General features: G+C 68.3%; 9 protein-coding genes and 1 pseudogene. 5 read left to right on the forward strand and 5 right to left on the reverse strand.

Features of this window, described 5'->3' with window-relative positions; all coding sequences use genetic code 11:
• The first annotated feature begins 19 nt into the window (after nt 1-19).
• The 3 genes from pta (at nt 20) to pyk (ending at nt 4,944) form a co-directional block, all read left to right on the forward strand.
• Nucleotides 20-2,146, forward strand: coding sequence for a phosphate acetyltransferase (gene pta, locus STRTUCAR8_RS11330; RefSeq protein ID WP_006375801.1), 2,127 nt, complete (start codon nt 20-22; stop codon nt 2,144-2,146).
• The gene (locus STRTUCAR8_RS11335) at nt 2,143-3,363 is read left to right on the forward strand and encodes an acetate kinase (RefSeq protein ID WP_006375789.1); all 1,221 of its coding nucleotides are present in this window, start codon (nt 2,143-2,145) and stop codon (nt 3,361-3,363) included. Before pta ends, STRTUCAR8_RS11335 begins: the two co-directional genes overlap by 4 nt.
• Before the next feature lie 150 nt (nt 3,364-3,513).
• Entirely contained in the window at nt 3,514-4,944 is a 1,431-nt protein-coding gene (gene pyk / locus STRTUCAR8_RS11340; RefSeq protein WP_006375785.1) for a pyruvate kinase, read from the forward strand.
• A gap of 79 nt (nt 4,945-5,023) precedes the next feature.
• Here pyk and STRTUCAR8_RS11345 read toward each other — a convergent pair whose 3' ends face one another.
• Together STRTUCAR8_RS11345 and STRTUCAR8_RS11350 are read right to left on the reverse strand one after the other, a co-directional pair.
• A complete protein-coding gene (locus STRTUCAR8_RS11345) occupies nt 5,024-5,215 on the reverse strand; it encodes a hypothetical protein (RefSeq protein WP_006375780.1) in 192 nt (63 codons plus the stop codon).
• Nucleotides 5,216-5,223: 8 nt separating this feature from the next.
• Complete coding sequence (locus STRTUCAR8_RS11350) at nt 5,224-6,075, reverse strand: helix-turn-helix domain-containing protein (RefSeq protein WP_044472024.1); 852 nt, start codon at nt 6,073-6,075, stop codon at nt 5,224-5,226.
• 276 nt (nt 6,076-6,351) lie between these two features.
• On the opposite strand from STRTUCAR8_RS11350, the gene STRTUCAR8_RS11355 reads away from it, so the two are divergent.
• Together STRTUCAR8_RS11355 and STRTUCAR8_RS53280 are read left to right on the forward strand one after the other, a co-directional pair.
• Nucleotides 6,352-6,855: a sensor histidine kinase gene (locus tag STRTUCAR8_RS11355; RefSeq protein WP_006375781.1), complete on the forward strand. Its 504-nt coding sequence runs from the start codon at nt 6,352-6,354 to the stop codon at nt 6,853-6,855.
• 156 nt (nt 6,856-7,011) lie between these two features.
• A pseudogene (locus tag STRTUCAR8_RS53280) lies at nt 7,012-7,161 on the forward strand (IS5 family transposase); the annotation flags it as partial.
• Nucleotides 7,162-7,249: 88 nt separating this feature from the next.
• Here the strand turns inward: STRTUCAR8_RS53280 and STRTUCAR8_RS11360 are convergent.
• From STRTUCAR8_RS11360 to STRTUCAR8_RS49545, 3 genes are all read right to left on the reverse strand, one after another.
• Complete coding sequence (locus tag STRTUCAR8_RS11360) at nt 7,250-7,666, reverse strand: hypothetical protein (RefSeq protein ID WP_006375799.1); 417 nt, start codon at nt 7,664-7,666, stop codon at nt 7,250-7,252.
• Between the two features lie 16 nt (nt 7,667-7,682).
• Entirely contained in the window at nt 7,683-11,552 is a 3,870-nt protein-coding gene (locus STRTUCAR8_RS54100; protein WP_006375782.1) for a polymorphic toxin type 27 domain-containing protein, read from the reverse strand.
• A partial coding sequence (locus tag STRTUCAR8_RS49545) for a protein kinase domain-containing protein (protein ID WP_006375791.1) occupies nt 11,509-11,988 on the reverse strand: 480 nt, incomplete at its 5' end. The genes STRTUCAR8_RS49545 and STRTUCAR8_RS54100, both read right to left, overlap by 44 nt.

Raw genomic sequence — 11,988 nt, forward strand, 5'->3', positions numbered from 1 at the left:
GCTGAAACGGAGAGCACGCGTGACGACCCGCAGCGTGTACGTGACCGGGATCGACCGGGGCGACGGCCGCCAGGTCGTCGAGCTGGGAGTCATGGAACTCCTGACCCGGCAGGTCGACCGCGTGGGCGTCTTCCGCCCGCTGGTGCACGACAAGCCGGACCGTCTCTTCGAGCTGCTGCGCGCCCGCTACCGCCTCTCCCAGGACCCGGCGACCGTGTACGGCATGGACTACCCGGAGGCGTCCGCGCTCCAGGCCGAGCAGGGCACCGACGAGCTCGTCTCCACACTCGTCGACCGCTTTCTGCGCGTCGCCCGCGAGTACGACGTCGTCCTGGTCCTCGGCACCGACTTCGCCGACACGCAGTTCCCGGACGAGCTGGCCCTCAACGCCCGTCTCGCGAACGAGTTCGGCGCGTCCGTCGTCGCGGTCGTCGGCGGACGCGACCAGACCGCCGAGTCGGTGCTCGCCGAGACCCGCAACGCGTACCGCGCGTACGAGGCGCTGGGCTGCGACGTCCTCGCCATGGTCGCCAACCGCGTCGCCCGCGAGGACCGCGACGGGATCGCCGAGGGCCTCGGCTCCCGTCTCCCCGTGCCCTGTTACGTCCTCCCCGACGAGCCCGCCCTCGCCGCGCCGACGGTCGCCCAGATCACCCACGCGCTCGGCGGCACGGTGCTGCTCGGCGACGAGTCGGGCCTCGCCCGCGACGCGCTGGACTTCGTCTTCGGCGGCGCGATGCTGCCCAACTTCCTTACCGCGCTGACCCCGGGCTGTCTGGTCGTCACGCCCGGCGACCGCGCCGACCTGGTCGTCGGCGCCCTGGCCGCGCACAGCGCCGGTACGCCGCCCATCGCGGGCGTCCTGCTGACCCTGAACGAGCGTCCCAGCGACGAGGTCCTCACCCTCGCCGCCCGGCTCGCCCCGGGCACCCCGGTCATCTCCGTGGCCGGCACGAGCTTCCCGACCGCCGCGCAACTCTTCTCCCTGGAAGGAAAGTTGAACGCGGCCACCCCGCGCAAGGCGGAGACGGCCCTCGGTCTCTTCGAGCGCCACGTGGATACGACCGAACTTCTCTCGCGCATCTCCGCGCCCAGCAGCGACCGTGTCACGCCCATGATGTTCGAGCACAAGCTCCTCGAACGCGCCCGCGCCGACAAGCGCCGTGTCGTCCTCCCCGAGGGCACCGAGGAACGCGTCCTGCACGCCGCCGAGGTGCTGCTACGGCGGGGCGTGTGCGACCTGACGCTGCTCGGCCCGGTCGACACCATCCGCAAGAAGGCCGCCGACCTGGGCATAGACCTGGGCGAATGCCAGCTGATCGACCCGCACACCTCCGAGCTGCGGGACCGGTTCGCCGAGAAGTACGCCCAGCTCCGCGCCCACCGGGGCGTCACCGTCGAGCTGGCCTACGACGTCGTCTCGGACGTCAACTACTTCGGCACCCTGATGGTCGAGGAGGGCCTCGCCGACGGCATGGTGTCGGGTTCCGTCCACTCCACGGCCGCGACGATCCGCCCCGCCTTCGAGATCATCAAGACGAAGCCGGACGCCTCGATCGTCTCGTCCGTCTTCTTCATGTGCCTGGCCGACAAGGTCCTCGTCTACGGCGACTGCGCCGTCAACCCCGACCCGAACGCCGAGCAGTTGGCGGACATCGCCATCCAGTCGGCCGCGACCGCCGAGCAGTTCGGCGTACGGCCGAGGATCGCGATGCTGTCGTACTCCACGGGTACGTCGGGTTCGGGCGCGGACGTCGACAAGGTGCGGGAGGCCACGGAGTTGGTGCGCTCCCGGCGCGCGGACCTGCGTATCGAGGGCCCGATCCAGTACGACGCGGCGGTGGAGCCGACCGTGGCCGCCACCAAGCTGCCCGGCTCCGAAGTCGCGGGCCAGGCAAGCGTGTTGATCTTCCCGGACCTCAACACCGGCAACAACACCTACAAGGCCGTGCAGCGTTCGGCCGGCGCTATCGCCGTCGGCCCGGTCCTCCAGGGCCTGCGCAAGCCGGTCAACGACCTGTCCCGGGGCGCCCTGGTCCCGGACATCGTCACCACGGTCGCGATCACGGCTATCCAGGCCCAGACCGTCGCAACCACGATCACCACCGCTATCACCACCCCTACCGAAAAGGCGTCCGCGCAGTGACCGCGACCCGTGTCCTCGTCCTCAACTCCGGCTCCTCCTCGCTGAAGTACCAGCTGCTCGACATGCGCGACAGCAGCCGGCTCGCCGTGGGCCTGGTGGAACGCATCGGCGAGGAGACGTCCCGCCTGAAGCACACCCAGCTGGCGACCGGCGGCGCGTCCCGTGAGCGCACGGGCCCGATCGCCGACCACGAGGCGGCTTTGAAGGCGGTGGCGGAGGAGCTGGCACAGGACGAACTTGGTCTGGACTCACCGGAGTTGGCGGCCATCGGCCACCGGGTCGTGCACGGCGGCCAGGCCTTCACCGAGCCGACGGTCGTCGACGACACGGTCCTCGCGGAGATCGAGCGCCTGATCCCGGTGGCCCCGCTGCACAACCCGGCCAACCTCACCGGCATCCGTACCGCGCGGTCGCTGCGCCCCGATCTCCCCCAGGTCGCGGTCTTCGACACGGCCTTCCACACCACCATGCCGGAGTCGGCGGCCCGCTACGCGATCGACGTCGCGACGGCCGACGAGCACCGCATCAGGCGGTACGGGTTCCACGGCACGTCCCACGCGTACGTGTCGCGGGAGACGGCCCGGCTCCTGGGCCGGGCGCCCGAGGACGTGAACGTGATCGTGCTGCACCTGGGCAACGGGGCGTCCGCGTCGGCCGTACAGGGCGGCAGGTGCGTGGACACCTCCATGGGGCTGACGCCACTGGAGGGATTGGTCATGGGAACCCGCTCCGGTGACCTGGACCCGGCCGTCATCTTCCATTTGACGCGTGTTGGCGGAATGTCCACGGACGAGATCGACACTCTTCTCAACAAGAAGAGCGGCCTGCTCGGTCTGTGCGGAGACAACGACATGCGGGAAATCCGCCGCCGTATCGACGAGGGCGGCGCGGACGCCCCGGCGGCCCGGCTGGCCTTCGACATCTACATCCACCGTCTGAAGAAGTACATCGGCGCCTATTACGCGGTACTCGGCCGGGTGGACGCCATCGCGTTCACGGCCGGAGTGGGCGAGAACGCGGCGCCGGTGCGCGAGGCGGCGGTGGCGGGCCTGGAGGGCCTCGGGGTGGCCGTGGACGGCGCCCTGAACGCCGTACGGAGCCAGGAGGCCCGGCTGATCTCCCCCGCGGGCTCCCGGGTCGCGGTGGCCGTCGTACCGACGGACGAGGAGCTGGAGATCGCGACACAGACGTACGCGCTGGTGGCAACCGACAATTGAAGACAAGCAAAGACAAGTGAGCGCACTCACCGGAAAATGACGGGAGAGCCTCACCTGAGCGCTATCCCGCCCCTTTGTGTCCAGGAGGTGCTTCTACGTCGTCCACCAGCCGGAATATTCCGAAGCGAAACAAACCGATAGGATCGCCCCATGCGCCGTTCGAAAATCGTTTGTACTCTCGGCCCCGCGGTCGACTCCCATGAAATGCTCGTCTCGCTGATCGAGGCCGGCATGAACGTGGCCCGGTTCAACTTCAGCCACGGCTCGCACGCCGAGCACCAGGGCCGGTACGACCGGGTCCGGGCCGCCGCCAAGGAGACGGGCCGAGCGATCGGCGTCCTGGCCGACCTGCAGGGCCCGAAGATCCGCCTGGAGACCTTCGCTGAGGGCCCCGTCGAGCTGGTGCGGGGCGACGAGTTCGTCATCACCACCGACGACGTCCCCGGCGACAAGACCATCTGCGGTACGACGTACAAGGGCCTCCCGGGTGACGTGTCGCCCGGCGACCAGATCCTGATCAACGACGGCAACGTCGAGCTGAAGGTCCTGGCCGTCGAGGGTCCGCGGGTGAAGTCGATCGTCATCGAGGGCGGCGTCATCTCGGACCACAAGGGCATCAACCTGCCCGGTGCGGCCGTGAACGTCCCGGCCCTCTCCGAGAAGGACATCGACGACCTGCGCTTCGCCCTGCGCATGGGCTGCGACCTGGTCGCCCTCTCGTTCGTCCGCGACGCCGGTGACGTGGACGACGTCCACAAGATCATGGACGAGGAGGGTCGCCGCGTCCCGGTCATCGCCAAGGTGGAGAAGCCGCAGGCGGTGGACAACATGGACGCCGTCGTGGCGGCCTTCGACGGTGTGATGGTGGCCCGCGGTGACCTCGCCGTCGAGTACCCCCTCGAAAAGGTCCCGATGGTGCAGAAGCGCCTGGTGGAGCTGTGCCGGCGCAACGCCAAGCCGGTGATCGTCGCGACCCAGATGATGGAGTCGATGATCACCAACTCGCGCCCGACGCGCGCCGAGGCGTCCGACGTGGCGAACGCGATCCTGGACGGAGCGGACGCGGTCATGCTGTCCGCGGAGTCCTCGGTCGGCGCGTACCCGCTCGAAACGGTCCGCACGATGTCGAAGATCGTCGTCGCGGCGGAGGAGGAGCTCCTCTCCAAGGGCCTCCAGCCCCTCGTCCCCGGCAAGAAGCCGAAGACGCAGGGCGGCTCGGTCGCCCGCGCGGCCTGCGAGATCGCCGACTTCCTCGGCGGCACGGGCTTGGTCGCCTTCACCAAGTCCGGCGACACGGCCCGCCGTCTCTCCCGCTACCGCGCAGCCCAGCCGATCGTCGCCTTCACCACGGAGGAGGGCACCCGCAACCAGCTCTCCCTGAGCTGGGGCGTCGACAGTTACGTCGTCCCGTTCGTCAACAGCACGGACGAGATGGTCTCCCTGGTCGACCAGGAGATGCTCAAGCTGGGCCGCTTCAAGGTCGGCGAGGTCGTCGTCATGACAGCCGGCTCCCCGCCCGGCGTCCCGGGCACCACGAACATGGTCCGGGTGCACCACTTGGGCGAGGGCGAACACGCCTGATGTGACGGCCGTACGTCTTGTGGGCGCCCCCTGGTACGCAACAGGGGGCGCCCTCGGTTTTCGCCGCTCCGCTGTTTCGCTAGAGCAGGTGGTCCGCCTTGCCGGCCTTGATGTCCTGGATGAGGGTGCGGAGGGCTTCTCGCGTGTCGGTGAGGTACGTGTCTTCCCTGCCCGCGACGGCGATGTAGGCATTGCCGGTGGGGTCGGTGCCTATGCGGAAGCAGTTGGCGCCTTCGCCGCAGTAGGGCTCTTCCCAGGTGATGTCGGGCACGGCGTCTCCTAGAGGTCGTTGGCGAGGGCGTGGATGAAGTCCCGCGAGGGTTCGGGCGCGAGCGCCACGGCTTCGGCCGCGTCGAAGTGGGCCCGGTACTTGTTGAGTTGCGGCTCGGTGTCGATGAACTCCGGCCCGTGCGTGCTGTCGAGTTCCACGGTGTCGAGGCGGGGGACGCTCGACTCGGCGTAGACGACGGACTGTCCGGCGCCAGGGAAGCCGCCCGCCTTGAACGGGATGACGCGTATCGTCACGGCCTCGCGCTCGGACACGTGCAGCAGCTGCTCCAACTGCCGCCTCGCTACGGAGGATCCGCCGAACTCCATACGGAGCGCGGCCTCGTGGAGGATGACGTCGAGGGCCAGGGGCTCCGACCGGTCGAGCACCTGCTGCCGGTCGACCCGGTGTGTCAGACGGGCATCGAGGTCGGGCACGAGCAGGGGCGGGATCACCGCTTCGAATACGGCACGGGCGTGGTCCTCGGTCTGGAGCAGCCCCGGCAGGTGCACGCTGACCGTGATCCGCAGCCGCTCGGCGTGCCACTCCATCTCGGCGATGTCCAGGAAGCTGTCCGGGAGCCGGTCCCGGTACTCCTCCCACCAACCCTTGTCGCGCCTGGCCGCCATGGCGGCCAGCGCCTCGACGAACTCAGCTTCGGCGCAACCGTAGTTGGCGGCGAGAGTGCGTACACGGTCGGCGCTGATGCCGGAGCGGCCCGACTCCATGTTGGGCACGTTCGTACGGGGAACGTTCAGCATGCGGGCGGCGTGCTCCGTCGTGATCCCGGCCGACGTACGCATCCTGCGCAACTCCGCGCCCAACCGCCTCTGACGTTCCGTCGGGTTGCTCCTCGGCGGCATGTGCCCTCTCCCATTCAGCTCTGTGACGGGGTCAGTCTGCCGTTGTGGTGCGTCTGTGGTCCACCGGGGATTCCAGGGAGAGTAGTACATGTACTCCAGTCATGCTCTACAGTTAGTAATGCGTCGATTACGCCCAGCACTGAACGGAAGCGCATCGCGCGAGCCTGCCCGGGTTCTCACTTCCCTGGGAGGGGCGGGCTCGCGCCAGGGAGACAGGCCACTGGTCGGGGTTGCAGGCGTTCACATCAAGTCCGTTGTCCAGCAAGGGAGTCAGCCATGTCCGCATCGGTCACCGTCTCGGCCTGCCCCATCTCCACCGACCTGTCGCAGACACCACCACCGTCCCCGGACACCCTCGCCTACAGCTTCACTGTGCCCGCAGGAGCGGTGAGTTCGCGGGTGGTGCGAGACACGACGCGGGTCGTCCTACGCGCACACGGTCTGACCGGCATGACAGACGCCGCCGTACAGGTCGTCGCCGAACTGACTGCGTGCGCCTGCCACTTCGCCGCCAACGACTCCGTATACGTGTCCCTCCGCTTCCGGGACGGCGAGCTGCGCGTGATCCTTTACGACGGCCACCAGCTGCACGATCATCCCCGGCTGGCAGCGGCCTGCGACGAGCGACGGGGAGATGCGCTACGGGTGTTGGGCTGCGTGGTGGAGGCGTGCGGCGGGGAGTGGGGGTTCGGGGAGGCACGGGAGCCGGGGGGTGGGACACGGATGTGGGCTGTGCTGCCCTGGGCAGGGGCTCGGGAGTTCGCGGGGGCGAGCGCGTGAGCAGGTGAAACGGCGGCGGGACGGTTACTGGCGCCGCCATCAACCTCGCCCACCTCACCGAAACACCCGGGTCCGCACCCCCATCAGCGACTGCGCAGCACTTCGCCCCGCCGAGCGTCAGCTCAACGGGGCGAAGTAGCCGGACCCGGATCAACCAGCAGCATCCCTCGGGAACCGAGCTTCATGATGCGCCGCCGCCTCGCTCGGGACTACGAGACCAAACCCGCCCAATCCGAGAGCATGATCCGCCTCGCGATGATCTCTAACCGCGCGAAGCGGGCAACCGATGAAACACCTATAACCTGACACAACCTATGAAATGCCAGGTTTTCAACAGGAACGTCCCCCAAAGGCGTCCCCTGCGAACAGGGGACGCCTTCACAGTTTCAGATCCTCAGTCGACCCGGCCCGACTCCGCCGGAAAGGCCGGGGGCCAGGGTTTGGACCCGTCGTACAGGAACTCCTGGTCGCCCATCAGTTCGTACTCGGCTTCGCGCCAGTGCGGCCTTCCACCGATCACAAAGCTGTCTCCGCCGTCTGGTTCCAGCATCCACGTGTACTCGGCGTCGCTCGATTCGAGCTTGTGCCGCTCCTGGAGGACTGCGAACTCGTCCGCGGCGGCCCGCCGAATGTGAAGGCCATCGCGGTAGTAGGGCTTGAGGAACATCCGCTCTACGTGCCCGATCCTGACCTCGATTTGAGACGTCGTTCGGTCGACGGCGAGCGCCTCACTGACGAGGTACAGCTGCCGGTGGGAGGGATCGAACCGCGTGACTCTGAAGAGCCGACCTGTCCGGATGAAATCTGCCATCTACGAATTCTCTTCCTTAGTCCGGCACCGGTTCACCGTTGGCGTACTTGAATCGGTCCGGGAAAACCCGCTCGACCTTGCCCTCGGAGTTGGTCATGTACCACTTGATCGACGACCAGTTCCGGTCGCCCAGTCTGACGGCCCGGCGCAGTTGGACCATCTCCCAGGCAGTGCCGTAACCGTCTCCGGCTACGGCACCCCAGTCACCCGGTGTGATCGTCTCCCCTCGCTGCAGAAGCATTTCGAGAGCCTTATTGGGTTCTTTGGCACCCTTGACGCCGTCAAGTGTTACATAGAGGTTTACCTTCGGGTTCGCTACAGCGCGTTCCACACCGAGGGTCCAGACTGGGCGTCTACCCATACCCATTCCCTCAGGCAATTCGTCGGCGAATTCCCTGCCATTGAACGTACGCGCTTCGCCTTTCACAACTTCCTTGACCAGGTCGTCGGAGAACGGGTTGACCCCAAGGACAATGTGGTCCCCGTCCTTCACCAGGTCCTTGAGGACCTTCTCTATGCACTCCTGAGGCGAGCCCTTAGCAGCGAACGTCCGAGCACCGAAGGCACGCACCCCGCTCGAAGGGGCTGATCCACACGCCTCGTACACCGCCTGCATGAACTTGCTGGCGATGGCCGCGACGGCAGCCTCGGACAACCGAAGGGAGCGCAGGGCCGCGTACGCCTCCCTGAAACCGATTCCGGTCCTGACAGCGGCGTCCATCGCCCGGACGGCGTCCGCGATGGGACGGATGATCTTGGCAGCGAACAGCGACGCCACATCCACGACGGCCCAGGCGCAGCCGCCCCAGCTCCCGTTCTCACCGAAGGAGGTGAGTTTCTGAGCGCACTGGATCCAGTGGCCGAAGAGGATGTCGACGGGGTCGATGCCCTGCTGGTACTCCGCGATCGTGATGGTGTGTGTGACATCGGTGTACTGCGTGTCCGTCTTCTGCTCACCGAGGTACAGCGAGTCCCCGGAGAAGCAGGTGTTGTTCCAGACCTCCGTGCGGCACATGTAGAGGTCGAGGACCGCCTTGTAGCTGACCCTCTCGGTCATCGTGCAGTCGCCGTCGTAGAAGAGCTGGTCCCACCAGCCGTCGCAGCCCTCGGTCTTCTTCAGGACCTGAGGCTCACCGACCTTTTCGATGTGGTCGACGGCGTAGAACATCCCACCAATGAGTTCGGCGGACCTGTCGGGGACCGTCCCGGTCGCGATCTGCCCGTTGTTCTCCGCGTTGGCCGCAGCCTCCTTGGCCTTGACCGCGTCCGCCTCCGCCCTGACCGCGGCCTCTTCGGCCTTGACCGCGTCCGCCTCGGCGTCAGTGGCGGCTCGGTCCGCAGCGGCTGCGTCGGACTCGGCCGCGGAAGCCGCGGAGCGGGCGCCTGAGGCGTCCGTCTCGGCCTCCGAGGCATCACGGTCGGCCTGGGCCGCCGCCGACTCGGCGTCGTTCGCGGCGGAGTTGGCGTAGAAGGCGTCCGTGCCCGCCTGCGCGTCGTACTTCTGGGCGTTCGCGTCGGCCGTCTTCGCGGCTGCCGCGTCAATCGCAGCCGCGGCGGCGGAAGCGTTGGCCGCAGCCGCGGAATTGACCGCCTGTACGGCGTAGTCCGCAGCATCGGCCGCCGCCTGGAGGGCGATCTTCGCGTCGCCGGCGGCCTTGTCGGCGAGCGCCTTGGCCGTGGCTGCCGCCTTCTTCGCCTCGTCCGACTTCGCCTTGGCCGCAGAGGCCTGCTGCTGGGCGAGGGTTTTGGAGGTCTGCCCGATCAGCACCGCGTACGCCGCCGAAGCGTCGGTCTCGCGGTACGGGGAGCCGACGGAGATCGCCTCGTCGGCCGCCTTGGTCGTAGCGGTCGCGGCGTCCCGGGCGCCCTGCGCGTACTGGGCTGTGGCGAGAGCGTACCCGGCGGTCTTCGCCGACCAGGCAGCCGTTTTGGCAGCCTCAGCCAGCGCCGCCGTGGCCTCCTTGCGTGCGGTGATCGCCGCGGCCTGGGCCTTCTTCGCCTCGGCGTCCGCCTGCTTCGCCTTCGCCTTCGCGACTGCTGCCGCGTCGATCGCGTCAGCTGCGGCGGCGTGCGCGGTCGAAGCAGCCGCGTGCGCCTTGGCGTATGCCGACTGGGCAGCGTCGGCGGCAGAGCGGGAACGTTTCGCTGCGCCTTCGGCCCGGGTGGCCGCCGCTCGGGCGTTCACCGCCGCCGTGGTCGCCTCGTTCGCCGCCGTACGGGCACGAGTCGCCGCACCCGCCGCCTCTGTGGCGGCGGAGCGCGCCTCCGTGGCAGCCTGCCGGGTCTCCCCCGCGTCACTGGTGCTCTCGGCCGCGGCGGCTGCCGACTCCAGGGCTGCCGCACGGGACGCGGTGGCGTTCTTGGCTCGCTCAGCCGTCTCCGCCTTGTTGCGGGCCAGGAACGCACGCAGTTCGGCGTCCTCTGCCGCAGCCAGCTTCTCCGCCGCCGTCGCTCTGGCCGTCTCCGCCGCCGTGCGGGCCTGGCCGGCCTGAGCCTGCCCGCTCCTCGCCCGCTCCTCGGCCGCGCCTGCCTTCGCGCGCTCGCTCGCCGCGAGGTCGCGCTCCCGCTCCGCGGTGGCCTTCTCGGCCTCCGCTATGCCTCGCTGGCGTTTAGCCTCGGCAGCCTGAGTCTTGGCCGTCTGCTCCGCCTTCTCGGCAGTCGCGCGGGCGCTCTTCGCGGTGGCGGCGTTGGCCGCAGCCTCGGTGGCCAGCTTGGCGGCTGACTCGGCAGCAGCCTTGGCCTGCGCCTCCGCCTCAAGTGCGGCCGTCTTGCGGAACTCCGTGTTCAGCGCGTGCGTCTGGGTCTTCGCGAGTGCCAGCAGCGTCTGGGAGTCGGCAACCGTGGCCTTGGCCGCGTTCGACGCCGTCAGAGTCGCCTTCGCCGCCGCAAGCGTGGCCGCAGCGGATGCTTTGGCGACCTGCACGGACTGCTGCGCGTAGAGCAGACCACGGCCTCGGGGCAGCCTCGCGGCGTCGGCGATCTCCCACGCCTTCGTCTGCTGAGTTCCCGCCGTGGTCGCGGCCGTCTTGGCGCGGGTGGCCGCCGCGTCTGCCAGCGGCACCTGCTTGGCGGCTGCAGCCTTCGCAGCGTTCAGATCCGCCGTCGCCTTGGTGAAGGCCGCAGGCTTTGGATAAGAGGCGGATCCCTTGTTCGCGGCCCAGTACTTCTGCCAGTACAGAATCTGGTCCGCCTGCCAGGCCTGCCGGACCGCCTCGATCATCGCGTCCGTGGCGACCCGCGTCTCCTTCGCCGCGGCAGCCTTGGCGGTGACGATCGCCTTGCGCTGCTCAGCCTGGCCGGAGTACTCCGCCTCCCACTCCGAGTACGCCTGCACCACTGGGCCAGTCAACGCCCGGTAGTGGTCGATCGGGTTGGCGCTGTCACAAGCCGCCCAGGCTGCCTTCAGCGCCTCGACCTCGTTGCGGAACTCCAGCGAGTCCGGCTCGGGGGCCTTGGTCGGGAAGCCCCCGAAACGGAGGAAGGTCGCTACGTCGTTGGCCGAGGAGTAGCCCAGGTTGCCCGTATCGAGCAGCGCCCTCCCCGCGACGTCCTTGTACGCGCCTGCCCAGGTGTCGCCGCCGGTGTCGAACGCATCGAACACCTTCTTGGCCGCGTCCAGCCCGGCCTGGCCAGGCCTCGGAGTCGGGTTCTCCCTCGCCTTGTTGTACAGGTCCTGCTGCGCGCCAAGAGTGAAGTAGACAATGTCCTTACCGAACTCGGGTGCCCAATAGTCCCGCCCCTCGGAGGAGTTCACGGAGGCGTAGGGCTTGTTGGCCGCATTCAGCTTGTCCTGGCGGTCCCAGAAAACATGCATGTCGGCGGTAGCCGCGGCCGAGTCCCGGTCACGGGCCTGGTACCACTCGCTGCCAAACTCTGCCGGGTTCACGAACGCACGCAGCCCGGCGTCCGGGCCGGTGAGCAGGTGACTCGGGCGAGTACACGTCGTTGGCGCTGATCACCCTTCCGCTGAAACGCTCGGGGGCCATGTAGCCCAGGGTGCCCTCCGGTTCCTGAGCTCCCGTCGGCTGTGTTAGACCGAAGTCCCCCAGCACCCAGCGCCCTCCGTAATTGAGGATGTTGGCCGGCTTGACATCTCCGTGGACGAGTCGTTGGCGATGGAGGTATTGCAGTGCCCGGGCGAGGTCGAGCAGCATGAATCCCAACGCCTCGTCGGCCATCGGCTGTTCATTGATCCAGTCCCGGAGCGATCCGCCGGCCAGGCCATTGACGATGTAGCTCCAGCCCTTCATCGGCCCTGAATGTTCCGTCCCGGCCGCACGGTAAGGAATGACATAGGGGTTGTCGAAGGAAGCCATTGTGGC

It is taken from the genome of Streptomyces turgidiscabies Car8 (assembly GCF_000331005.1).
In the GTDB taxonomy this organism is placed as follows: domain Bacteria; phylum Actinomycetota; class Actinomycetes; order Streptomycetales; family Streptomycetaceae; genus Streptomyces; species Streptomyces turgidiscabies.

Excerpts from the sequence above, each read along its gene's own strand:
- STRTUCAR8_RS11355 (WP_006375781.1), top strand. The coding sequence starts at position 6,352 with ATGTCCGCATCGGTCACCGTCTCGGCCTGCCCCATCTCCACCGACCTG.
- STRTUCAR8_RS11350 (WP_044472024.1), bottom strand. The coding sequence starts at position 6,075 with ATGCCGCCGAGGAGCAACCCGACGGAACGTCAGAGGCGGTTGGGCGCG.
- pyk (WP_006375785.1), top strand. The coding sequence starts at position 3,514 with ATGCGCCGTTCGAAAATCGTTTGTACTCTCGGCCCCGCGGTCGACTCC.
- STRTUCAR8_RS11360 (WP_006375799.1), bottom strand. The coding sequence starts at position 7,666 with ATGGCAGATTTCATCCGGACAGGTCGGCTCTTCAGAGTCACGCGGTTC.